Genomic DNA, 22,956 nt, shown 5'->3' with positions numbered 1-22,956 from the left:
CGATGCCGCCGCGACGCCGATCCGGGGACAGTCGGGAACTCGACTACAGGAGTTCCTTCCCATGTTTTCCTTCCGATCTGCTTCCCCCCTGCTGCCGCGCATCGCGTCGGCCATCGCCCTCGTGGGCAGCCTGCTGACGGCGGGCACCGCCTCGGCCGCCGACGCGACGGTGCACATCCGCGGCGAAGTCGTCGCGGTGCGCGACCACCAGGTCGACGTCAAGGCCCGCAACGGCGCCGTCACCACCGTGCAGCTGCCCGACGGCTACCAGGTGATGGACGTCTCGAAGACCAGCATCGCCTCGGTCGCCGAGAACAGCTACCTGGGCATCGCCGCAGCGCCTGCCGCCGGCGGCAAGGTCCGCGCCCTCGGCGTGATGGTGTTCCCCGAAGGCGCGCGTGGCCTGAACGAAGGCCACTTCCCGTGGGACCTGAGCAAGAAGGGAACGATGACCAACGCCACCGTCGCGAAGCTGGTCAAGAAGGGTGGCACCAGCGAGCTGGAAATGCGCTTCGGCGACAAGACGCAGGCGGTGGTGGTCGACAACGCCACCGTGTTCGGCCAGTTCGTGCCGGGCCAGCCGTCGCTGGTGGTGACCGGCGCCAAGGTGATGGTGATCGGCCAACCGACCGACGGCGGTCCGGTGACCGCACGCATCGTGCTGGTCGGTCGCGACGGCTTCATTCCGCCGATCTGAGCGATGAGCACGCCGGGCCATGACCGGCCGCCCCGCTGGGTCCGTGCGACCCACTGGATCCATGCGGCCAGCTTCTTCACGCTGCTGGCCAGCGGCTGGCAGATCTACGCTGCCGATCCGTTCTGGGTGCCGGCGTTTCCCGAATGGGCGACGCTCGGCGGCTCGCTCCCTGGCGCGTTGCAATGGCACTTCGCCGCGATGTGGGTGTTCATCGCGAACGGGGTGGTGGCCGTGGTCACGCTGGTCGCCAGCGGCCGCCTGCGCCGGCTCTACCTGTCGGTGAGCCCCGTGGCCTTCGCGGCCGACCTGAAGCGCTTCCTGCGCAACCCGCTCGACCATGGCGACGGCGGCCGCAATGCGATCCAGAAGCTGGCCTACCTGGGCGTGCTGATGGTGCTGGCGCTGGAGGTGGCTTCCGGCCTGAGCCTGTGGAAGCCGGTGCAGTTCCAGGCGCTGTCGGCCTTGCTGGGCGGCTACGAGATGACGCGCCGCATCCATTTCGCCGGCATGGCGACGCTGGCCTGCTTCGTCGTCGGGCACGTGGCGCTCGCGCTGGCGTCGCCGCAGCTGCTGCTGCCGATGCTGGGCCTGCGGCGCAAGACGCGAGAGGAGACCCGATGAAACGTCCACCGACCGATGAAGCCGCGGCCATGCGCCTGCTGTCGCGGGAATTGCAGGGCCGTGGCCTCGGGCTCGACCGGCGTGCCTGGCTGCGCCTGGGCGTGGCGGGCGGCGCATCCGCCTTGCTGGCCGGTTGCAATGTGACCGACACCGACGGCATGCAGGCCGTGCTGCGGCGCATCTCGCGCTTCAACGATGGTGCCCAGGCAGCACTGCTGCGCCGCGACCTGCGTGCGCCCGAGTACACCCCGGCGGACCTGACGAAGCCGTTCCGCTTCAACGCGTTCTATTCCGAAGCCTCGGTGCCCGAGATCGACGAGGCGACCTGGCGGCTGGAGGTGAGCGGCCGCGTGCAGCATGCGACGGCGTGGACGCTCGACGAGATCCGCGCACTGCCGGTCGTCACCGAGATCACGCGGCTGATCTGCATCGAAGGCTGGAGCGCCGTCGGGCAGTGGAGCGGCGTGCCGCTGTCGCACTTCCTGCGTCGCATCGGGGCCGATCTGTCGGCACGCTACGTCGCGTTCCGCTGCGCCGACGGCTACTACACCAGCATCGACATGGAGAGTGCGATGCACCCGCAGACGCTGCTGGCGCACGGCTTCGCCGGGGCCGATCGGCTGCCCGACGAGTTCGGATTCCCGCTGCGGCTGCGCATCCCGATCAAGCTCGGTTTCAAGAACCCGAAGCACCTGGTCGGCCTCACGGTCACCAACGAGTTCACGAGCGGCTACTGGGAAGACCTGCACGGCTACAACTGGTTTGGCGGGCTCTGACGCGCCGGCAGGGGCCTCGCTTCGTCGTCAGGCGCGCCGTGCCGTGAGCCACTGGCCGGGTGGCAGCGCTTCGGCCACCACGCGCACCTCACCGATCTTGCCGAAGAAGCCGTCGGCCCGATCGCCGTCCCACGAGCCGGCGCCGACCACCCACGGCGAGCCCGCCGACAGCGTCGCGAGGCCGGGCACGTTGCTGGTGTTGCGCAGCACCGGCGCGCCTTCAACGTACATCACGGTGTCGTGCGTCGCGGGGTCGTTGACGATCGCGATGTGCACCCAGGTGTCCGCGATGATCTCGCCCGACCAGCTGGCATCGCCTTCGCGTGCAGCGGCGATGTCGGGCACCACCTCCCACTGCACCTCGCGCAGGCTGGAGATCGCGAACAGCATCGGCGGGGATTCCGGATCGCCGCCGTCGAAGCCGGCCAGGTCGCCGCGCTTGCCGTCGCGCGTCATGATGTTCATCCAGGCGTGCTTCGACTTGTCCCAGGCCTTGTCGATCTTGATGAAGGCTTCGATGGTGTAGCCGGTGGCGGCAAAGGTGAGCGCGTTGACGGCCGCCGTCGTGTCGGTCAGGAAGTAGCTCATGCGCGGCGTGTTCTTGTTGGTGTTCAGGAACGCCACCGAACCCGGCGCCGCCGACAGGCGGTGATGGTCGCTGCTCCACACGATGTCCCCGGCCTCCGCGCCGACGATCACGCCGGTGTTCAGCGCGTCGCGCTTCAGCGGGTTGGCGCCGGTGACGTCGGCGATCTGCGCCCCGGGCGCCACGGCCGCGCCGTCGGTGCCGCCGAAGAAGCGCCAGTGCGCGACGGTCGAGGCCACCTTCGGGTAGTCGTCGGTGTCCTTGGCCGCCCGCTGGGCCGGTGCCGCGGGCTCGTTGTAGCCCTTCAGGACCAGCGCCTTCGCCTGCTCCACCAGCGATGAGGCCACCGTGGCCTGGCCGGTGCCGAAGCCCGGGTTGAAGCGGGCGAAGCGCTTCGCGAAATCCATGCCGATGGTGAAGCTGTGGTTCGGTTCGGTCAGCACGGCCTGGTCGAACGCATTCAGCGTGTCCGCCGGCTTCATCGGCACCCACGGCGAGAACGACAGCACCTTGATCTGCCGGTTCGTCAGGTCGAACTCGTAGAGCCGCATCAGGCCGTTGCCGCCCTGGTAGGCCATCTGGTAGTCCACCACCATCTCCTCGACCGCGTTGCCGAAGTCGTTGGTCTTGGTCAGGTGGGCACCGCCATGGTGGTGGCCGTTGAGCGTCATGAAGATCTGGTCGTTGTCGCGGATCAGCTTCTCCCACAGCATCTTGCCGTAGCCGGTCTCCAGCGGGCTGACAGCGTCCGGCGCGATGTTCAGCAGCTGGTGGTTGACCAGGATCACCGGCAGCGTCGGGTGGCTCGCGATCACGCCGCGCGCCCAGGCGATGCCGGCGTCCGAGATGCGCCACGACAGCGACAGCACCAGGAACTGCTGCTCCTGCGCCTTGAAGACGTGGTACTCGTGGAAGCCGGTGCCGTCGCGCTCGCCGAAGGTCGACTGGCGCTTCGCGCGCTTGGCGCCGAACCATTGCAGGTAGGGTTCGGTGGCCAGCACGCGCTGGGTGTCGGTGCCGGTCGTCGGGCTCGCGTCGTAGTCGACGTCGTTCAGCACGTCGTGGTTGCCTGCCAGGATCGAGTACGGCACCTTGGCCACTTCGAGCACCTGCATCGCGGTGTCGGCCACCTTCCATTGCTCGGGCTTGCCGACCTGGTCCACCACGTCGCCGAGGTGGATGACGAAGGGGATGTTCAGGCGTTGCGCGTTGTCGGCGATCCACCGGGTCTGCGCGTAGTACGGCTCGCTGCCGTAATGGCGCTCGTACTGGCTGCTCTCGGTGGACGTGGCGTAGCGCGAGTAGAACTGGGTGTCGGGCAACACCGCCAGCGCAAAGCTTGAAATCTGCGCCGACGCGGGCGCTGCGTCATCGTCGCCACCGCCGCAAGCGGCCAGCAAGCCGCCTGCGGCGACGGTGGAAGCGGACGCGAGGCTCAGCTTGAGCAGGCGGCGGCGCTGGATCGAGGGGGACTTCTTCATCAACGGCTCTCATCGACATCAGGAAGAAAACCACTCTAGGGGGGCCATATGCAATCGCCGTGACAGTTCGATGATCGCGCGCGCGCAACACCGCTTCACTGACGTGTCACGAGGGGTTCCTACGATCCATCCCTTTTCGCGAAGGAACCCATCGTGTCCATGTCCCGTCGGATCAAGCTTCTGTCGTTGTTGTTGGGAAGCGTCTCGCTGATCTACGCCTGCGGCGGCGATGGCGACAGCGGCGGCGGCAACGGCGCCGTCAACGAGCCCGCCGGTAGGTGGACGGCCGGCGACCTGCATGTGCACACCGTGCAGTCCGACGATTCGCGCACGACGCAGACGCTGGACTTCGTGCTGAACAAGGCCTTCGCCACCTACAAGCTCGACTGGATGGCGCTGACCAACCACCTGCGTTCGTCCAAGTACGACAACGACGGCACGCTGCTGGCCGCGCCGGTGCCGTTCGCGTACGGCATGGCGTCGCACGAGATCCCGCGCGTGAAGGCGCTGCAGGCCGGCGGCACCTATGCCGACAAGCTGATCTTCTCGGGCTTCGAATGGGACATGCCGACGCACGACCACCTCGGCGTGGCCTTGTTCGAAGGCGCCCCGGCGCTGCAGACGTCGACCGGCGGCGCGAAGGAATTCCAGTACGCGTTCACGACGCTGGCGGAATCCCAGTTCGATCCGGCCGATGTGGCGGTCTGGAAGGCGAAGTACCCGCAGCGCTTCAACAGCACGTCTGCGGACGCGCTGCAGGCGATCTCGTGGCTGAAGACGAACTACCCCGCGACCAGCTTCGCGACCCTCAACCACCCGTCGCGCAACCCCGGCAAGTACACGATCACCGACCTGCGCCAGATGAACGACCTGGCACCGGACATCGTGTTCATGATCGAAGGCATGGTCGGCAACCAGATGGAGCCGAACCGCGGCGGCTACACCTCGGCCTACACGCCCGAGAACGCGCCGAACCGCACCTATGGCGGCGTCGATGCCCTCGTGGCCCAACTGGGCGGCACCTGGGATGCGCTGCTCGGCGAAGGCCGGCGCATCTGGAACATCGCCGACTCCGATTCGCACTTCGAGATCGACGCGGCCAGCAACAGCAGCGGCTACTACCCGGGCGAGTATTCGAAGAACCACGTCTGGGTGGCCGACGGCCAGGCCGGCATCGGCGGGCTGACGAAGAGCCTGCGCGACGGCCGCATGTTCGGCGTGTTCGGCGACCTGATCGACGCGCTGGATTTCCGCATCAGCGGGTCGACCGGCAAGGGCTTCATGGGCCAGGAGATCAAGGTGCCCGCCGGCGAGCGCGTGACGGTCACGATCCGCTTCAAGAGCCCCGCGCTGAACAACTACCAGAAGCCGGTGGACAGCGGCACGCCCGGCAACATGAAGCCGGTCGTCGACCATGTCGACCTGATCGTCGGCGACGTGACCGGCAAGGCGCTGCCAGGCACGCCCGCCTATGGCGTGGCGACAAACGCCACGACCCGGGTGCTGCGCCGCTTCACCGCGGCCGACTGGAAGGTCGAGGCCGACGGCTACTTCTCGGTCAGCCTGCCGGTCGAGGCGAAGAAGAGCCAGTACTTCCGCCTGCGTGGCACCAACCTGGCCCCGGACGTGGCAGGGTTGACCGCCAACGGCGAACCGCTGGCCGACCCGCAGACCACCGGCGCCGACAACGCGGCCCGCGTCAACGCGATCAACGACCGCAACTACGGCAGCCTGTGGTTCTATTCGAACCCGGTGTTCGTGACGGTCGCGCCGTAGGCGCCGTCAGTACAGCTTCACCGGCATGCCGAAGGCCGGATCCGGCACCACGGACAAGGTGGGCACGTGCAGGTCCGGCACCCCGGCCGGCATCTTGACGACGGTCGTGCCGGTCTGCGGATGGCGCGTGCACCAGGAGGTCACCCCGACCTTCGACGTCAGCGAACCGGCGCCGTTCGCCTTGAGCAGCGCGTCCTTGGCGTCGATCATCAGCTGGCTCATCTGCTTGGCGGTGTCGGCCATGCCGGTGCGGATCGCTGCCTTGATGTCGTCCTTGTTGACGCACAGGCCCACGATGAAGTCCGGACCCGGCAGGTCGATGTCGATGTCGCCGACCTGGGCTTCGATGACGTGCGTGAGGTCCGCTCCGGTGGCGCCCACCACGAAGGCATCGAACTTCACATCGGCGCCACTCTTGCTGGCGGTGACGCCGATGCGGTTGGACAGGATGGCGGCGCTCAGCTTGTCCAGCTTCAGCGACGTGCGAAGCGTCGCCAGGCGCTCGTTGAGCATGGCCTGCGTCAGCCCCTGGTTGTCGGGCGTCGTCGCCTGGATCGCATAGATGTGCTGCACCTGCGCCTGCTCGGCCGCGGAGACGTCGGCGAACTTGAACGGCAGCGAGCGGTAGAGGGGCTCGAACACCGGGATCGGTGGCAGCGCCACGCCGGCGACGGGCGGCAGCACCTTCGAGCTCACGTTGTAGGCCACGAGGCGGCCCCGGAACGGGGTGGCCGCCAGCTCCGGCGCCGAGAACTTGAAGAAGCCCTGGCTGTCGGTGTCCGTGTCCATCGACATGTTGGGGATGAACCCGCCGGTGAACTGCCCCGACGCGAAGTCGGTGCCCAGCGTGACGCGGGCCTTGGGCCATGCAACGAAGCCGGCCGTGGGCTGGCCGTTGGTCTGCAGCCAGCTCGTCAGGAACGCGACGACGTTGGTGATGCGGTGGAGTTTGCCTTGGATGATCATGATTCGGCTTTCGGGTCGATGAGGGTGGGCTCAGTACGTCGGCGGGTTGTGCGGTGCCGGCGGGCCGAGGCGGGTCGGCTCGCACAGGCCCGGGGGATCCGGCTGGGGGTTGAAGGCCAGGGCCGGGGAGGCTGCCGCGAGGGCCAGCGCCAGCGCGCCGACGGTGCGCGATGCGCGCGATGCAAGGGTGTTCATGAAAAGTCCTTCGAGTGACGTGACGGAATCCGAGCAATCCAGTTGCTCTGCGGGGGGCGAGCCCTGTTCGGCTCGCCCTTGCCTGTTCAAGCGCCTTTTGCGGGCGCCGGGGATCACGGTCGAAGGAAAATCTTTTCGTGCCTCAGTTGGGCAGGGCCGTCGTCGCGCCGGCCTTCGGGGCGAGGGCCGAATAGAGGGGCGTGGCCAGGCCGGCCTGGTCGTTCTTCGACACCAGTTGCATGACCTCCAGGCCCCGCATCAGGTGCTGGGTGTCGAGAGGAGAACGCGGTCCGCGGGGCCCGCCGGCGTTGGGGACGGTCGGGCTGCCGCCGCAGGCACAGCCCAGGCGGCCATCGGCACCGACCGTCACGTAGGCGCCCACGGCGATGAGCTCGAGGTTCAGCCTGGCGATGCGGTCCTGCATCTGCTGCAGGGTCATGACGGTGGGCACGGCGACCGGCATCGTGGCATCGGCCGAGGTGGGCTGCGCAAGGCAGGCGATCGGTGCGCAGAGCAGGGCGGTGGAAAGCGGATGGAAGAAGGGCTTGAACATGGGAGTCTCCAAGGTGTCCGGTGAGGTCGACAGTCAGGGAATGAAGCGGCAGGGGCCTGCCACCGACTGGTAGAGCGCATTCCGGCTGAAGAAAGGATGATCCGGCGGCAAATTCTTTTCGTAGGCAGCTCGCGCCCGGGCGTGCAGCGCGGTGGCGCCGCTCGCGTCTCCGGCCTCGCGCAACACGCAGCCGAGCAGATCGAGCGACTGTCCCAGGTCGGCCGGGTAGCGTGCCGGCCCTGCTTCCAGCACGCCCACCACCGACACCAGCGCGACGCGCGCGCCGGCCAGGTCGCCCTGCCGAAGCAGGATTTCTCCGCCGTGGCGCTGCACCCGCAGCACCTCGATCGACGCAGCGCCGAAACCGAGCGCCTGCAACCCCTGCGCGGCTTGTTCAAGCTCGCGCTGCGCCTGCGCGCCGTGCCCCTGCAAGGCCAGGGCCCGCGCCAGCGCCTGCCGCGCAAAGAGCGTGTTCGCCCTGGCGCTGCCGGGCGCCGCGAGGGCAATGGCCTGTTCGGCGGCGTGCTGCGCCGCGCCGGCGTCACCCAGCAACAGGAACACGTTGGCCAGCAGCCGCAGCTGGATGGCCCGCTCGCCCGGGTCGGTCGTGCGCAGCAGCAGCGCCTGCAACTGGTCCCGGCTCGCGTCGAAGCGGCCGAGGTCGGCGTCGAGCAAGGCCTTGGTGCGCAGCATCTGGATGCGGTTCGACGCATGCAAGGCCTTCTGGTCGCCCGAGGCCAGCGCCCGGTCCATGGCGCGGCCGGCTTCCTGCAGGCGCCCCGCATTGCGCGCGGCCACGGCCAGGGCCTCGAGTGCATCCACCGTGTTGGCGTCGTCGGGCCCGAAGGCGGTTTCCATCTCGACCGTGGCGCGTCTCGCGTGGGCGAGCGCGGCATCGGCATGGCCCCGCCCGTTCTCCACGGTGAACAGCGACCGGCTCGCGTAGGCGCGTGCCTTGGCACACTCGCGGTCGCGGCTGGCGCAGGCCGCCAGCGCGAGCCGGGCGAGCTCTTCTGCGCGCGCCGGCTGGCCGTCCTCGATCAGTTGCCCGGCGAGGTGGGCCCGCGTCTTGTTCAACGCAGGATCCTCCGGGACCGCATGCGCTTCGAGCAAGGCCAGCGCCTCGCCCAGCGTGCGCACGGCCTTGTCGTGCTCGCCCAGGCGGAAGTACATCCGCCCCAACTCGGCCAGCAGCTCGCCTTCCAGTTGAGGCCGATCGGCGAACTGCGCGCGCGCCCGGGACACCGCGGCGTCCACCATCTCCTTGCCGGTGACGTCGCGGCCGGCCTGATGCGTCTCGTCCGCTTCGGCATCGCTGACGAGGTCGCTCAGGAACCCGCTGACGGCCGTGCCGCGTGCCTCCTGCTGGCGTGACTGCGCGTGCTGCTGCAACGCGAGGATGGCGAAGCCCAGCACCAGCACCGACGCGAGCCCGGCCGTCAGGCTGGCCCCCCGATGGCGGCGAACGAACAGCGACATCCGATGGCGCCACGAAGGCGGGCGGGCCGTGATCGGCCGGTGCTCGAGGCAGCGCCGGAGGTCGTCGGCAAAGCGCTCCGCGGAGCCGTATCGATCGGCGGGCGCCTTGCGCAAGGCCTTCAGCAACACGGTCTCCAGGTCGCCCCCCAGTGCGGGGCACCGCACCGGCTCGACGGTGAGGATCGCGTGGCCCACCTGGCCGACGGAATCGGCGGCGCTTCCGTAGGGCGAGCCGCCCGTCAGCAGTTCGTACAGCACCACACCCAGCGAATAGACGTCCGTCGCGGTGGAAATGGCGCCCTGCTGGAGTTGCTCGGGTGCCGCATAGCGGGGCGTCAGGGCGCAGCCGTTCACCTGGGTCAGCGCTGCCGAGCCGGCCTCCGGGGCATCCAGCAGTTTCGCGACGCCGAAATCCAGCAGCTTCACCTGGCCCTGGGTGTCGACCATGATGTTCGAGGGCTTCAGGTCGCGGTGCACGACGAGGTGCTTGTGCGCATGGTCCACCGCATCGAGCACCTGCAGGAACAGGCGCAGCCGGGCCTCGGGAGCGAGCCGGCGCTCGTCGCAGAACTGCGTGATCGCGCAGCCCTCCACCCGCTCGAGCACGATGAACGGCTGGCCGGTGGGGGCCATGCCTGCGTCGTACATGCGGGCAATGTGGGCGTGGGCCAGGCTGGCCAGGACATCCCGCTCGCGGGAGAAGCGCTCGACCAGGGTGTCGGCGCCCAGCGCGATCGAGGGCAGCTTGATCGCCACCTGCCGCTTCACGAGGCCATCGGCAGGCTCCGCCAGCCACACGACCGACATGCCGCCGCGGCCCAGCTCGCTGATGAGGCGGTAGCCGCCCAGCACGTCATCGGGCTGAAGCGGTTGCCAGCGGCTGCCGCTCGGGGAGAGGAGCGCGTCGGCCAGCGGCTGGCGCAGGAACCCCGGATCATCGGTCGACTCGCAGGCCTGCAGCAATCGCAGCAGGCGCGCATGGAGCTCGGGGGAATCGAGCCGCAATCCGGTCAGCAGCGCGGCGCGTTCCGCATCCGCCGCATCCATCAGCTGGCCGAGCAACGCCAGCGCCTTGGCGTCCGCGCCGATCGACGGCGCCCGGCCGGTCAAGGGCGGCCTTCGAGCGTCTCGTACAGGAACGCCTTGGCGCGTTTCCAGTCGCGCTTGATGGTGGGCTCCGACAGGTCGAGCGCCTGCGCGATGTCGGCCAGCTCCATCCCCAGCACGGCCCGCATCTCCGCCACCCGCAACAGCCGCTCGTCGATCTGTCCCAGCCGATCCATGGCCTGGTTCATCGACAGCATCTGCTCGGGCGTGCCGCCGCCGTGGTCGATCACCTCTTCGCCGACGGTCAACGGCAGCAGTTCCGCGGAGCGCTTCTGGGCCAGGCGCTCGCGCGCCATGTCGACCAGCAGCGAGCGCATGGCCCGGCTGGCGTAGGCGAGGAACTTGACGCGGGATTCGAAGCGGAGATCGCTGCGTTCGCGCAGGCCGAGGTAGACCTCGTGCGCCAGCGTGATGGCGGAAATCGGCGCCTGCTCGTGAGCGAGTTTCGAGCGGGCCAGCGACAGGATGTCGCCATACGCCTGCTGATAGGCGGAGCCAACGGTCATCGTCATGGCGGCCTCCCTGGCCTTGTTGTGCGAGGCGTATCGTAGGGGCCGGCCGGCGGGAGTTCAAGCCGCGGACCGGCCCGCCCCCGCATCGAGGGGGACGGCCTCAGCCCAGCTCGTCGACGTTCTTCGGCCAGCTCGCCTTCAGCAGCCGCGACAGCGCCCGGTCGGCCAGCAGCTTGCCGCCGGTCTGGCAGCGCGCGCAGTAGTTGGTCTCGTTGTCGGCATGCACGATGCGCTGCACCGGCGTGCCGCACACCGGGCAGGGCTGGCCGTAGCGGCCATGCGCGGCCATCTGCGGGTGGAACGCCGTCACCTTCCCGGGCCAGTCGCCGGCCTCGTTGCGCAGCCGCTCGGTCCATTCGGCGAGCACGGCGCGTGCTGCGCCGAAGAGCTGCGCGACCTGCGCCGGCTGCATCGCCTTCGACAGCAGGATCGGCGACAGCCGCGCGCGATGCAGGATCTCGTCGGAGCAGGCGTTGCCGATGCCGCTGAACAGCCGCGGGTCGGTCAGCTGGCGCTTCAGCGTGTGGTTCTCGCGCAGCAGGCGCTCGCTGAACGCGGCGAGGTCGGTCGTCGACACGTCGACGCCCCCCGGGTCCATCGCCTGCAAGGCGACGCGGTCGGCGATCACGCCGAATGGTGCAGGTACCTCGATGGGCCTACCGGCGGGCCAGCCAGTCCCGCAGCGCCGGGTCGCGCACTTCCAGAACCTCGAACAAGCCGACCGCGCGCAGCGCCGGCAGCGCCTCGGCGATGTGCACCTGCGCCGTCTCGCGTTGCGCGGCGCTCGACGCCGGGTCGCTCCACGCGGTCGCGTTCGCGAGGAAGGCGGCGATCGTGCCCTTGCGGATCGTCACGCCATTGAAATCGCCCTGGTTGGCCTGGTCGGGCAGCACGTCGTCGGCTCGCATCGGTTCTCTCCTGGATCAGTGGATGTGCGGTGATTCTGGACAACACACCTTGGCTGCGCTACGGTGATGGAGCCGACTGATACCGCGTTGACGCCATGACCTCGCCGCTGCTGATTTCTTCGCTGCTGGATTCCGCCGAGGGCCCCGCCGTGCTGGCCGTCGAGGTCGAAGGCGCCGACCCGCGCGTCACCGCGCCACATGCGCATGCGCGAGGCCAGCTGTTCGGCGCGAAGCGCGGGCTGCTGACGGTTGGCACCGAGGGCGGCCAGTGGGTCGTGCCCGCCATCCATGCGGTGTGGGTGCCGCCGCATCACCGGCATGCGCTGCGCTCGCATGGGGCCTTCATCGGCTGGAGCGTGTACCTGGCCGAATCCTTCTGCACGGACCTGCCGGACATGCCGTGCACGATGCGCACCTCGGGGCTGTTGCGCGAAGCAGTGCACCGAGCGGCAGGCTGGGACGGCGGCCCGCTCGATGCGCCGAAGACGCGCATTGCCGAGGTGATCCGCGACGAGTTGCGCGAGCTGCCGCACGAATCCTTCGGCCTGCCGCTGCCCGTCGACGCGCGCCTGCTGCGCATCGCCCGCGCGATCGGCGACGACCCGGCCGACACGCGTTCGCTCGACGACTGGGCCGCCTGGGCCGGCATCGCGCCGCGCACGCTGACGCGCCGCTTCGTCGCCGAGACCGGATTCCACTTCAGCGCGTGGCGACAGCGCGCGCGGCTGATGAAGGCTCTCGAGCTGCTGGCCGCCGGCACGCCGGTGACGAACGTCGCGCTCGACCTCGGCTACGACAACCTGAGTGCGTTCATCGCGATGTTCCGGCGCAACGTCGGCGTCACGCCGGGGCGGTACTTCGGCGCTTGAGGCCGGTGACGCGGTCAGCGGCGGTCGTCGAACGTCGCGGGCGCGGTCAGTCGGACAGCACCGCCTGCAGCGCACTGCTGCGTAGGTGCGGCGCCGCCATGGAGGCCAACATAAGCGCGTGATCAGAAGTCGTTATCGAGTGGTTCCTTGTTTTGACGGACCCGCTGCGGCAGGCGCATGCGTTCCAGCTGCTTGCCTTCATCGTCGCGCTCCGGGTCGGCGAAGGCCTGAATTTCTGACTCCAGGCCCATGGCCCACAGCACGGCCAAGTAGGCACCCAGACCCGTCTGCAGGTTGCCGGCTTCCACCGCTCGCGCGGTGTCGTAACTGACGCCCGCCCTCGATGCGAGTTCGCGCAGGGTCAGACGGCGGCGCTTGCGGGCCGTGCTCAGGCGCTCGCCAATGCGCTGGGCGCCGTCCTTCACGACGTACGGCGCGGTTTCGTTCAGTTGGAGTGGCCTTGGCATTCTGAAACCGTTCAAAACTCAATTAAAAACGGTTTCAGCATACTTTCGGAAGGCGGCAACTCAAAAATGAGGACTGAAGCCATGCGTCGACAACAGCCGGACGGTCGAGGTGTGTCCGCGATAATCCCCTGTTTCCACGTGACGGCGCGGTCTTCTGCGCCGCTCCCAGAGCCCATGTCCTCCGAGCTGACCCCGCAGGTGCGCCGCCGCCGCACCTTCGCCATCATTTCCCACCCTGACGCCGGCAAGACCACGCTGACGGAGAAGCTGCTGCTGTTCTCCGGCGCGATCCAGATCGCCGGCAGCGTGAAGGCGCGCAAGGCGTCGCGGCATGCCACGTCGGACTGGATGGAGATCGAGAAGCAGCGGGGCATCTCGGTCGCCAGCTCGGTGATGCAGATGGAATACCGCGACTGCGTCATCAACCTGCTCGACACCCCGGGCCACCAGGACTTCTCCGAAGACACCTACCGCGTGCTGACCGCGGTCGATGCCGCGCTGATGGTGATCGACGCGGCCAACGGCGTCGAGCCGCAGACGCGCCGGCTGCTGCAGGTCTGCCGCGCGCGCAACACGCCCATCCTCACCTTCGTCAACAAGATGGACCGCGAGGTGCAGGACCCGCTGGTGCTGATGGACGAGATCGAGCGCGAACTCGGCATGGGCGTCGTGCCGTTCACCTGGCCGGTCGGCATGGGCAAGCAGTTCCACGGCGTGATGGACCTGCGCGAAGAGCAGATGCGGGTGTTCAGCCCCGGCGAAGACCGCAACCACAACGACGACGAGATCCTCGCCGGCCTCGACAACCCGGCCTACGCCACGCGCTTCGGCATGCAGTACGAGCAGGCGCACGGCGAGATCGAGCTGGTGCGCGAAGCGGCGCCGGCCTTCGACAAGGCGGCCTTCCTCGCCGGCCACCAGACGCCGATGTTCTTCGGCTCGGCCGTCAACAACTTCGGCGTGCGCGAGGTGCTCGATGCGCTGGTCGACCTGGCGCCCGCGCCCGGCCCGCGCCAGGCCACGCAGCGCCTGGTCGAGCCGGACGAGAAGAAGTTCACCGGCGTCGTCTTCAAGATCCAGGCCAACATGGACCCGGCGCACCGCGACCGCATCGCGTTCGTGCGCGTGGCCAGCGGCCACTTCGAGCGCGGCATGCGGCTGAAGGTCGGCCGCTCGGGCAAGGAACTGCGGCCGAACACGGTGGTGAGCTTCCTGTCGCAGCGCCGCGAGCTGCTCGACGAGGCCTTTGCCGGCGACATCATCGGCATCCCGAACCACGGCGTGCTGCAGCTCGGCGACACGCTGACCGAAGGCGAATCGCTGCTGTACACCGGGCTGCCGTTCTTCGCACCCGAGATGTTCCGCAGCGTCGAGGTGGCCGATCCGCTGCGCACCAAGCAGCTGAAGGCCGGCCTGCAGCAGCTCGGCGAAGAAGGCGCGATCCAGGTGTTCCGCCCGGTCGCCGGCTCGGTGCTGCTGCTGGGCGCGGTCGGCCAGCTGCAGTTCGAAGTCGTCGCGCACCGGCTGGAGCATGAGTACGGCGTGAAGGCGCGCATCCAGCCGAGCCGCTTCCAGGTGGCGCGCTGGGTCACCTGCGACGACGCCGATGGCGGCGAGCGCGAGCTGAAGCGCTTCATCGACGCGAACGACCACCGCGTGGCCTACGATGCGGTCGACGCGCCGACGGTGCTGGTGGAATACGCGCCCGAGCTGCGCGCGATCGAGGCCAACTGGCCGAAGATCAAGTTCCACGCGCTGCGCGAGCACGCCGGCCTGGTGTTCCAGAAGAAACTCGACGGCTAGAAAAACCTCCGGAGGAACCGCATGATCGCCAGCTCGCTTGTCGCTGCCCTGCACTTCATCGCTGCGTTCGGCATCGCCGCGACGCTGTTCCTCGAATGGCTCAGCTTCAGCCGCACGCCGACGCTCGCCGAGGCGAAGCGCATCGCGCTGGCCGACCGCTGGTACGGCATCTTCGCGGGCCTGCTGCTGATCGTCGGCTTCGTGCGCGCGGCGCACTTCGAGAAGGGCTGGTCGTTCTATGCGCACAGCCCGTTCTTCCACCTGAAGCTGACGCTGTTCGTGCTGGTCGGGCTGCTGTCGATCTACCCGACGGTGCGCTTCATCCGCTGGGGGCCGGCGCTGAAGGCCGGTCGCGCGCCCGAGATCACCGAGCGCGAGCACCGGCTGATCTCGCGGCTGCTGGCCGTGCAGATGACGCTGCTGGTATTGATCGTCGTCTCGGCGTCATTGATGGCGCATGGGGTCGGCCTCTAGAATCCGCGCGCGGCCACACACGCCGAGCAGAAACGGGTTGCAGTACGGACCCGGCTGTGGGGCACCCCCACGGCATCGAGTCGACTTTGGCATTCGCGGTGCAAGCCCGACGTGCGCTGACGCGCACGCCAGCTGACCACGAGACCGGCAGGTCGGCGTCCCTGGGCCGCACCTCGACATGTACGCTTCACGCCTTCGTCACCTCGATGCCCTCGCCCTGGCGCGGGCGCTGTGGGCCGGGCCGCAGACGCCCGCGTCGTTGAAGGCACGCGCCGAGCAGGCGCTGGGCGCGTCGCCGCACTGGCTCGCCGACTTCATCGACGAACTCCCGACGGTGTCCGGCGCGACCTGGCAGCGCCAGGAGGTCGACGATCTGGCCGCGCGCATCGAACAGACGCGTGCGTTCGTCAACGCACCGCGTGTGCCGGGCCTGCCCTTCGTGCGGCGCTGGATCCTGCGCGCCTCGCGCATGCGCCCGGCCCCGCTGGGCCTGGACGATCTGGACCTGCCGCCGCTGCCGCACAGCGCGGCCATCGCCGACTGGCTGGGCATCACGCTCGACGACCTCGACTGGTTCACGCACGATCGCCGCCCGGCGCTGCCGCTTCACGCGCAGCACTACGCCTTCACGCTGCAGCCCAAGCGCAGCGGCGGTGGCCGGCTGATCGAATCCCCGCGCAGCCGGCTCAAGGCCTTGCAGGGTCGCGCGCTGCACGAGCTGCTCGACAAGGTGCCGGTGCACGAGGCCTGCCACGGCTTCGTCGCGGGCCGCTCGGTGCTGACGCATGCGCGGCTGCACGTCGGCCAACCGGTGGTGCTGCATTTCGACCTGAAGAACTTCTTCGGCCACATCCTGTCATCGCAGGTCGCGGCGGTGTTCCACACGCTCGGCTATCCGCCCGGCGTGGCGCGCCAGCTGGCCGCGCTGTGCACCGTCAGCACGCCCGAACCGGTGATCGAGCGGCTGCGCGACGACGGCTGGGTCGACTGGCAGGACGCCCGTGCGCTGCGCCGCGCCCACCTGCCGCAAGGGGCGCCGAGTTCGCCGATGCTCGCGAACCTGAGTGCCTTCCAGCTCGACCTGCGGCTCGACGGCCTGGCCCATGTGCTCGGGGCCACCTACTCGCGCTATGCCGATGACCTGGTGCTGTCGGGTCCGCCATCGCTGCGCAACTCGTTCGACCGCATCGCCGCCTGGGTCGGCCGCATCGCGCTCGAGGAGGGTTATGCGCTGAACCACCGCAAGACGCGAATGGCGACGCAGGCCTCCGCGCAGCGCGTCTGCGGCGTGGTCGTCAATGCGCACCCGAACCTGCCACGCCGCGAGTTCGACCGGCTGCGTGCCGTGCTGCACCGGTGTGCGCTGCACGGCCCGGCGTCGCAGAACCGCGATGGCCATGCCGATTTCCGGGCGCACCTGTGGGGCCGCGTGCAATGGGCCACGCAGCTGAATGCCGCCAAGGCACCGCGCCTGCATGCGTTGTGGTCACGCATCGAATGGATCGCCTCACCGGCCTAGACTTCGCACCCATGACTTCACCCACCGCGCCGACGCCGTCGCGCCTGTCGCTGTACCTGAGCCTGATCCGCTGGGACCGCCCCGCCGGCAGCTACCTGCTGCTGTGGCCGACGCTGTCGGCGCTGTGGATCGCGGCGGGCGGCTTTCCGGGCTGGCACCTGCTGATCGTCTTCACGCTCGGCACCTTCCTGATGCGCAGCGCCGGCTGTGCCGTCAACGACGTCGCCGACCGCGATTTCGACAAGCACGTGAAGCGCACCGAGCAGCGGCCGGTCACCAGCGGCGCGGTCAGCGTGAAAGAGGCGCTGCTGCTCGGCGCGGCGCTCGCGCTGGCCGCCTTCGGCCTGGTGCTGACCACCAATGCCGCGACCATCGCATGGAGCTTCGCCGCGCTGGCCGTCAGCATCTTCTACCCGTTCACGAAGCGCTTCTTCTCGATGCCGCAGGCGGTGCTCGGCGTCGCGTTCAGCTTCGGCATCCCGATGGCGTTCGCCGCGGTGCGCGGCGAGGTGCCGGCGCTCGCGTGGGGGCTGCTGCTGGGCAACCTCTGCTGGGTGATCGCCTACGACACCGAGTACGCGATGGTCGACCGTGACGACGACCTGAAGATCGGCATCAAGACCTCGGCGATCACGCTCGGCCGCTTCGACGTGGCCGGCGTGATGGCGTTCTACGGCCTGTTCATCGCGAGCTGGGGCGTGCTCGGTGCGCAGCAGGGGCTGCGCTGGCCGTTCTTCGTCGGGCTGGCGGTGGCCGCCGGCATCGCCGGCTGGCACTGGACGCTGATCCGCACGCGCACGCGCGACGGCTGCTTCCGTGCCTTCCGGCTGAACCACTGGCTGGGCTTCGCGGTGTTCGCCGGCGTGCTGCTCAGCCAGTGGACGTAAGCCCCCTGATCAGGGATACAAGCCGCGCTCTTCGCGTGCGATCAGGATCCGCTCGCAGGCCACCGCAAACGTCGCGGTGCGCAGCGTGATCTTGTGCTTCTCCGACGTGTCCCAGATGTGGCGCAGTGCATCGACCATGATCTTGTCGAGCCGCACGTTGATCTCGTCCTCGCTCCAGAAGAAGCTGCTGAAGTCCTGCACCCACTCGAAGTAGCTGACGGTCACGCCGCCGGCGTTGCAGATCACGTCGGGCACCACCAGGATGCCGCGGTCGTGCATCACGTCGTCGGCATCGGGCAGCGTCGGGCCGTTCGCGCCTTCGAGCACCAGCCTGGCCTTCAGGCGGTTCGCACGCGCCGCGGTGATCTGGCCTTCGAGGGCTGCCGGGATCATGATGTCGCAGTCGACGTCCCAGAAGGCTTCGTTGTCGATGCGCTCGGCGTTCTTGTAGTTGGCGATGCCGCCGTCGCGCTTCAGCACTTCCATCGTGTCGGCCATGTCGAAGCCGTTCGGGTTAGCGAGCGTGCCGGTGTGGTCCTGCACCGCGACCAGCTTGGCGCCGGCCTGCACGAACAGCTCGGCCGCCGAGCTGCCGACGTTGCCCATGCCCTGCACGGCAATGCGCGCGCCGTCGAGGTTCAGGTTGATGCGGCGCGCTGCCTCGCGGCCGGTCACGAACACGCCGCGGCCGGTGGCCTTCACGCGGCCGAGCGAGCCGCCCAGGTGGATCGGCTTGCCGGTGACGACGCCGGTCGCGGTGGAGCCGGTGTTCATCGAGTACGTGTCCATCATCCAGGCCATGATCTGGCCGTTGGTGTTCACGTCGGGTGCCGGGATGTCGCGCTGCGGGCCGATGATGATGCCGATCTCGCTGGTGTAGCGGCGCGTCATGCGCTCCAGCTCCTTCTGCGACAGCTTCTTCGGGTCGACGCGGATGCCGCCCTTGGCGCCGCCGTACGGCAGGCCGACGCCGGCGCACTTGATCGTCATCCACGCGCTCAGCGCCATCACCTCTTCGAGCGTCACGTCGGGGTGGTAGCGCACGCCGCCCTTGCCCGGGCCGCGCGACAGGTTGTGCTGCACGCGGTAGCCCTCGAAATGCTGCACCGTGCCGTTGTCGAGTTCGATCGGCACGTCGACGATCAGCGCACGCTTCGGGCGCTTCAGCGTCTCGCCCCATTTGGCGAGCGATCCGATATAGGGGAGCACGCGGTCGACCTGCGACAGGTAGGTCTGCCAGGGGCTATCGGCGTGCGGGGTGACATAGGACAGGTTGCTCATGCGGGTCTCCGTGGGGGAAGTCGTCATGCCCTGGCGCTGCGCAAACTCGTGGCCCACGCCGCCGGCATGGAGCGCGACTGTAGGCCCGCGGCGCCCGAATTTCTCACCGAAGCTCATGCCTCCTTTGCATGATGTGTTCCAGGCATCACATAGCTTGTGCGCCTGCAGCACGGGAATCAACCGAATTCGTCACCCAGTTCACGCGCGCGGCGCTGCGCCGCCTTCACGGCCGAGACGATCGCGCCGTGCACGTCGCTGCGCTCCAGCGACGTGATCCCGGCGTAGGTCGTGCCGCCCTTCGACGTGACGCGCTCGCGCAACAACGACGGCGCTTCGCCGGATTGCAATGCCAGCGCCGACGCGCCGGCAAAGGTCGCCAGCGCCAGCTCGCGGCCCTGCTCGGCGCTCAGGCCCATGTCCTGCGCCGCCTTCATCATCGCCTCGACGAAATAGAACACGTAGGCCGGACCGGAGCCGGACAGCGCGGTGACGGCGTCGAGGTCTTCCTCGCGCTCCACCCACAGCGTGCGGCCGGTGGGCGCGAGCAGGCGCTCGACCTGGACGCGTTCGTCGTCGCCGACAGCCGGCCGCGCGAACAGCCCGGCGATGCCCTGGCCGATCAGCGCCGGCGTGTTGGGCATCGAGCGCACGACGCGCTCGGTGCCGAGTGCGCGCGCGATGTCATGGCTGCGAATGCCGGCCATCACGCTGAATTGCAACGCTGCGGCGATGTGCGCGGCACACGCGGCGGCCGCTTCCTTGAAGTTCTGCGGCTTGATCGCCCAGACGACGATGGCGGCGCGCTGCAGCACCGAGCCGGGCGCCTCGAGCGTGATCACGCCGAGGTCGCGCTGCAGCCTCGAACGCTGCTCGGCATTCGGCTCCAGCACCAGGATGTCGCCGGGCGCGCGCCCGCTCTTGAGCAGGCCGCCGATGATGGCGCTGGCCATGTTGCCGCCGCCGATGAATGCAATGCTGGTCATCGGCGCAGTGTAGGAGTTTCAGGCGCGCTTCAGCCGGCTGCCCATTGCCGCAACAGGCGTTCGGTGTCGCGCAAGGCCGGCCGGGCCAGCACGTGGAACGACAGCCGGCCGGGCGACGGCCAGCCGCGCGGGTCGCGCCGGGTCAGCACGTCCAGGTCGGCCGGGATCGCCGACTGGTTCAGGCAGCCGATGCCCCAGCCGGCGCGCATCGCGGCCACCGCGCCGTGGCTGCCGGTGCAGCTGAGCTGCAGGTGGTACGGCCGCGCGCTGCGGGCCAAGGCCGCCAGCGCCATCGCGCGCACCGGGCAGTCGGGGCCGAGCAGCACCAGCGGTGCCGGCGCGTTCGCGGGGGGCTGCCAGCCGGGCGCCGCCACCCACGACAGCGGCTCGCGGCGCAGCAGGCGCGCGCCGGGCAGCGCCTTGTCGCTGGTGACGACGGCCAGGTCCATCGCATCGGCGGCCCACAGTTGCTGCAGTGCAGCGGAGCTGGCCCACAGCAGCTCGAAACGGGCCTGCGGTTGCGCGTCGCGCAGCAGCGCCAGCAGGTCGGCGAGGCGCGCCGGCAGGAAGTATTCGCTGAGGCCGATGCGCCACACCGCCGCCTGCTGCGCCGGCTGCACCGCGGCGCGGGCTTCTTCCTGCAACTCGATCAGCCGGCGCGCATGCGGCAGGAAGCGTTCGCCCTCGGCCGTCAGCGCGAGCGAGCGCGTGCTGCGCTGCACCAGCCGCGCGCCGACGCTCGCCTCCAGCTGCTGCAGGTGGGTGCTGACGGCCGACTGCGTGCGGTTGACGCGATCGGCGGCCCGCGTGACCGAGCCGGCCTGCGCGATCGCGATGAAGCTGCGCAGCCACAGCGGGTCGAGGTCATTCATCGCGGGCTTTCATCTGATTTTTCCATCAATGGAATCGAATCAAACTGATTCACGGATGGATGCTCGGTGCCTACAGTGGGCTTGTCAACAACCACAGGAGTTCTCCATGCCCTACCTCCACATCCAGGTCTCCGGCGAAGCGGACGATGCACTCGCCGCGAACGTCGCCCGCAGCGCCACCGATCTGACCGCCCGGCTGCTCGGCAAGGATCCGTCGCTGACGGCGGTCGTCGTCGACTTCATTGCGCCGTCGAAGTGGTTCATCGGCGGGCGGGCGCTCGCCGCCGGCGGGCCGCGCAGCTACCACTGGATGGTCAGCATCACCGACGAGACCAACACCAAGCGCGAGAAGGCCGTCTACCTCGACGCGGTGCACGCGACGATGCGCGAGCTGCTGGGCGGCGTGGCCGAGCATTCGTACGTGCATGTGGCCGACCTGCGCGCCAGCGCCTACGGTTTCGCAGGGCTCACGCAGGAGCACCGCTATCAGCATCCGGCGTGAGCTTCGGATCGCCATCGGCCGCTTCGGATCGGCAGCGGCCGGCGCGTGCGACAGCACCTACCTTGACGCTGTCGCACGCAGCGGGGGCGTTCCCCGTTCACCGGAGCATCGCCGTGGCCATTCCGAATTCGCCTTCTCATGCCGTCTCCCGCTCGCGCAGCTCGTCGATCGCGCTGCACGAGCTGCCGCCCCTGCCGGCCTCGTCGGCCAGCTCGACGGCATCCCAGCGCCCCGCGGCCGAGGGGCCGCTGCAGAGTCGGCGCAACAGCGAGGCGTCGCTCGCCCGTTCCGACAGCGGCCGGGCCTCGACGCGGGCCCCGCGGCAGAGCTCGTCGAGCCTCGGCACCGCCGGTTCGCGCCGCAACTCCGCCGATTCGGTCGAGTTGCAGATGCCCGGCGGATTCAACCCGTCGATCCACTCGACCGAAGCGCCGCCGCCGATCGAACAGGCGCCCGACCACCTGGCCTCGATCGAGGCGGCCCAGGTGCCGAGCTTCCGCGACGTCAACCCGTATTTCTTCAACAAGAGCGCCTTCCATGCCAGGCTGCCGAACGACGTCACCGGCTGCGTCGCCTTCGTGCTCAGCTCGATGCGCCGCGATGCCGCGGACATCCAGCCGCTGAAAGACCTGGCGGAGAAGCAGTCGAAGGTGCTGCAGGACCACGGCATCACGACCCGCGAGCAATTCATCCGCCTGCTGAACCAGGTCGAGTGGCGTGATCGCGGCACCGCGCTGATGCACGGCATGGCCGGCGCCAGCGGCTTCAACACCGGCTCCGCGATCGTCGATTTCGCGCTCGCCGACAAGGCGCTGGAAGGGCTGCTCGGCAGCTGGAAGGACGTGCCGGCCGCGCTGTCGGCCTGCGGCGCCGGTGCCTTCCTGGGCGTGATGATGTCGGTGATGGACGTCGGCACCGGCCCGGCCGTCGGCAAGACCTTTGCCGATGCCTACTACCTGCGGCCGCCGGAAGACCAGACGCCCGACCCGCTGAAGGGTGCGAATGCGCACACGAAGACGAGCCTGGCGGTCAACATCAGCGTGGCAGCCGGAGCGAGCTTCGGTGCCGCCCGCAACGGCGGGATCCGCATCCCGCAGACGGCCATCACCCACCACGTCGGGTCGACGACACAACGGACGCTCGGCGACAACGCGATCGACGTGGCGGGCGGCGAGACGATCGGCGGCGGCGGCATGCAACTCATCCGCAACAGCCTCGACAACGGCGCCGGGCGTTCCGGCTTCCAGCACTTCCTGGCCCGCGAAGACCTGGGCGCCTGCCTGGATCACCTGGACAAGCCGGCGCTCGAGCAGATGGCCAGCGTCGCCAGGCGCTTCGGCAGCTACGGCAAGAACGTCGTCACCGAGATGCCCGCCGCGGTGAAGGCGGTGCTGGCCAGCGCCCCGGGCTGGACCTCGCACGGCGTGCTGGGCGGCAGCTTCGGCGCGCTGTTCTCGATGCTCGTCGCGATGCCGAAGACGCTCGAGGCCCACGGCATCAGCAAGAAGGACGCCGAGCTCTACACGCAGCTGGCCAAGTACGCGGTGCTGCAGGCGGTCTACCACGTCTGGGGCGGCGCGATGGGGGCCGTCGCCGGCCCGCGGGCGACGACCGACCCTTCGCCGGCCTAGCAGGTCAGGCC

General features: G+C 69.2%; 23 protein-coding genes. 11 read left to right on the top strand and 12 right to left on the bottom strand.

The genetic code is table 11. The annotated features are described in order from the left end of the window. The first annotated feature begins 61 nt into the window (after positions 1 to 61). The 3 genes from ASC98_RS11165 to ASC98_RS11155 are packed head-to-tail and all read left to right on the top strand — an operon-like array spanning position 62 to position 2,094. Positions 62 to 697, top strand: coding sequence for a hypothetical protein (locus tag ASC98_RS11165; RefSeq protein ID WP_157597861.1), 636 nt, complete (start codon positions 62 to 64; stop codon positions 695 to 697). Between the two features lie 3 nt (positions 698 to 700). Then, positions 701 to 1,318: a cytochrome b/b6 domain-containing protein gene (locus ASC98_RS11160; RefSeq protein ID WP_056804062.1), complete on the top strand. Its 618-nt coding sequence runs from the start codon at positions 701 to 703 to the stop codon at positions 1,316 to 1,318. Next, positions 1,315 to 2,094, top strand: coding sequence for a molybdopterin-dependent oxidoreductase (locus ASC98_RS11155; protein ID WP_056804060.1), 780 nt, complete (start codon positions 1,315 to 1,317; stop codon positions 2,092 to 2,094). Before ASC98_RS11160 ends, ASC98_RS11155 begins: the two co-directional genes overlap by 4 nt. Positions 2,095 to 2,121: 27 nt before the next feature. Here ASC98_RS11155 and ASC98_RS11150 read toward each other — a convergent pair whose 3' ends face one another. Then, positions 2,122 to 4,161, bottom strand: a complete 2,040-nt coding sequence (locus tag ASC98_RS11150) for a LamG-like jellyroll fold domain-containing protein (RefSeq protein WP_056804056.1) — start codon at positions 4,159 to 4,161, stop codon at positions 2,122 to 2,124. Positions 4,162 to 4,320: 159 nt separating this feature from the next. On the opposite strand from ASC98_RS11150, the gene ASC98_RS11145 reads away from it, so the two are divergent. Continuing rightward, a complete protein-coding gene (locus ASC98_RS11145; RefSeq protein WP_056804054.1) occupies positions 4,321 to 5,937 on the top strand; it encodes a hypothetical protein in 1,617 nt (538 codons plus the stop codon). A 6-nt stretch (positions 5,938 to 5,943) separates the two neighbouring features. On the opposite strand, the gene ASC98_RS11140 is transcribed toward ASC98_RS11145, so the two are convergent. The 7 genes from ASC98_RS11140 to ASC98_RS11115 form a co-directional block, all read right to left on the bottom strand. Then, positions 5,944 to 6,903, bottom strand: coding sequence for a hypothetical protein (locus tag ASC98_RS11140; protein WP_056804051.1), 960 nt, complete (start codon positions 6,901 to 6,903; stop codon positions 5,944 to 5,946). A 30-nt stretch (positions 6,904 to 6,933) separates the two neighbouring features. Beyond that, complete coding sequence (locus tag ASC98_RS30290) at positions 6,934 to 7,098, bottom strand: hypothetical protein (protein WP_157597860.1); 165 nt, start codon at positions 7,096 to 7,098, stop codon at positions 6,934 to 6,936. Between the two features lie 142 nt (positions 7,099 to 7,240). Further along, positions 7,241 to 7,651: a hypothetical protein gene (locus tag ASC98_RS11135; protein WP_056804048.1), complete on the bottom strand. Its 411-nt coding sequence runs from the start codon at positions 7,649 to 7,651 to the stop codon at positions 7,241 to 7,243. Positions 7,652 to 7,684: 33 nt separating this feature from the next. Further along, positions 7,685 to 10,240: a serine/threonine-protein kinase gene (locus tag ASC98_RS11130; protein ID WP_056804045.1), complete on the bottom strand. Its 2,556-nt coding sequence runs from the start codon at positions 10,238 to 10,240 to the stop codon at positions 7,685 to 7,687. Further along, entirely contained in the window at positions 10,237 to 10,749 is a 513-nt protein-coding gene (locus ASC98_RS11125) for a sigma-70 family RNA polymerase sigma factor (protein ID WP_056804042.1), read from the bottom strand. Before ASC98_RS11125 ends, ASC98_RS11130 begins: the two co-directional genes overlap by 4 nt. Before the next feature lie 100 nt (positions 10,750 to 10,849). Beyond that, positions 10,850 to 11,377 carry a zinc finger domain-containing protein gene (locus ASC98_RS11120; RefSeq protein WP_056804039.1) on the bottom strand — a complete coding sequence of 176 codons (528 nt, stop codon included), beginning with the start codon at positions 11,375 to 11,377 and terminating at the stop codon, positions 10,850 to 10,852. 28 nt (positions 11,378 to 11,405) lie between these two features. Then, positions 11,406 to 11,657: a hypothetical protein gene (locus ASC98_RS11115; protein ID WP_056804035.1), complete on the bottom strand. Its 252-nt coding sequence runs from the start codon at positions 11,655 to 11,657 to the stop codon at positions 11,406 to 11,408. Positions 11,658 to 11,752: 95 nt separating this feature from the next. Here ASC98_RS11115 and ASC98_RS11110 point away from each other — a divergent pair, with 95 nt between their 5' ends. Continuing rightward, a complete protein-coding gene (locus tag ASC98_RS11110; RefSeq protein WP_056804032.1) occupies positions 11,753 to 12,526 on the top strand; it encodes a helix-turn-helix domain-containing protein in 774 nt (257 codons plus the stop codon). 122 nt (positions 12,527 to 12,648) lie between these two features. Here ASC98_RS11110 and ASC98_RS11105 read toward each other — a convergent pair whose 3' ends face one another. Beyond that, positions 12,649 to 13,008, bottom strand: coding sequence for a helix-turn-helix domain-containing protein (locus ASC98_RS11105; RefSeq protein WP_157604805.1), 360 nt, complete (start codon positions 13,006 to 13,008; stop codon positions 12,649 to 12,651). A gap of 159 nt (positions 13,009 to 13,167) precedes the next feature. On the opposite strand from ASC98_RS11105, the gene ASC98_RS11100 reads away from it, so the two are divergent. From ASC98_RS11100 to ubiA, 4 genes are all read left to right on the top strand, one after another. Next, positions 13,168 to 14,796, top strand: a complete 1,629-nt coding sequence (locus ASC98_RS11100; RefSeq protein ID WP_056804025.1) for a peptide chain release factor 3 — start codon at positions 13,168 to 13,170, stop codon at positions 14,794 to 14,796. A gap of 21 nt (positions 14,797 to 14,817) precedes the next feature. Continuing rightward, a complete protein-coding gene (locus ASC98_RS11095) occupies positions 14,818 to 15,270 on the top strand; it encodes a DUF2214 family protein (protein WP_082541824.1) in 453 nt (150 codons plus the stop codon). A gap of 178 nt (positions 15,271 to 15,448) precedes the next feature. After that, entirely contained in the window at positions 15,449 to 16,789 is a 1,341-nt protein-coding gene (locus ASC98_RS11090) for a reverse transcriptase family protein (protein ID WP_056804022.1), read from the top strand. An 11-nt stretch (positions 16,790 to 16,800) separates the two neighbouring features. Then, positions 16,801 to 17,676, top strand: coding sequence for a 4-hydroxybenzoate octaprenyltransferase (ubiA, locus tag ASC98_RS11085; RefSeq protein WP_056804018.1), 876 nt, complete (start codon positions 16,801 to 16,803; stop codon positions 17,674 to 17,676). Positions 17,677 to 17,685: 9 nt separating this feature from the next. Here the strand turns inward: ubiA and ASC98_RS11080 are convergent, their stop codons facing one another. The 3 genes from ASC98_RS11080 to ASC98_RS11070 form a co-directional block, all read right to left on the bottom strand. Then, complete coding sequence (locus ASC98_RS11080; RefSeq protein ID WP_235581230.1) at positions 17,686 to 18,957, bottom strand: Glu/Leu/Phe/Val dehydrogenase; 1,272 nt, start codon at positions 18,955 to 18,957, stop codon at positions 17,686 to 17,688. A 176-nt stretch (positions 18,958 to 19,133) separates the two neighbouring features. Beyond that, entirely contained in the window at positions 19,134 to 19,940 is an 807-nt protein-coding gene (proC, locus tag ASC98_RS11075; protein ID WP_056804015.1) for a pyrroline-5-carboxylate reductase, read from the bottom strand. A gap of 29 nt (positions 19,941 to 19,969) precedes the next feature. Further along, entirely contained in the window at positions 19,970 to 20,812 is an 843-nt protein-coding gene (locus tag ASC98_RS11070; protein ID WP_056804013.1) for a LysR family transcriptional regulator, read from the bottom strand. 106 nt (positions 20,813 to 20,918) lie between these two features. Between ASC98_RS11070 and ASC98_RS11065 the strand changes: the two genes are divergently transcribed. Beyond that, entirely contained in the window at positions 20,919 to 21,314 is a 396-nt protein-coding gene (locus tag ASC98_RS11065; protein ID WP_056804010.1) for a 4-oxalocrotonate tautomerase family protein, read from the top strand. Between the two features lie 113 nt (positions 21,315 to 21,427). Further along, positions 21,428 to 22,945: a hypothetical protein gene (locus ASC98_RS11055; RefSeq protein ID WP_157597859.1), complete on the top strand. Its 1,518-nt coding sequence runs from the start codon at positions 21,428 to 21,430 to the stop codon at positions 22,943 to 22,945. Positions 22,946 to 22,956: the final 11 nt, after the last annotated feature.

Source organism: Rhizobacter sp. Root1238, assembly GCF_001425825.1.
Classification (GTDB): domain Bacteria; phylum Pseudomonadota; class Gammaproteobacteria; order Burkholderiales; family Burkholderiaceae_C; genus Rhizobacter.
This window is presented reverse-complemented; position numbering and strand designations above follow the sequence as displayed.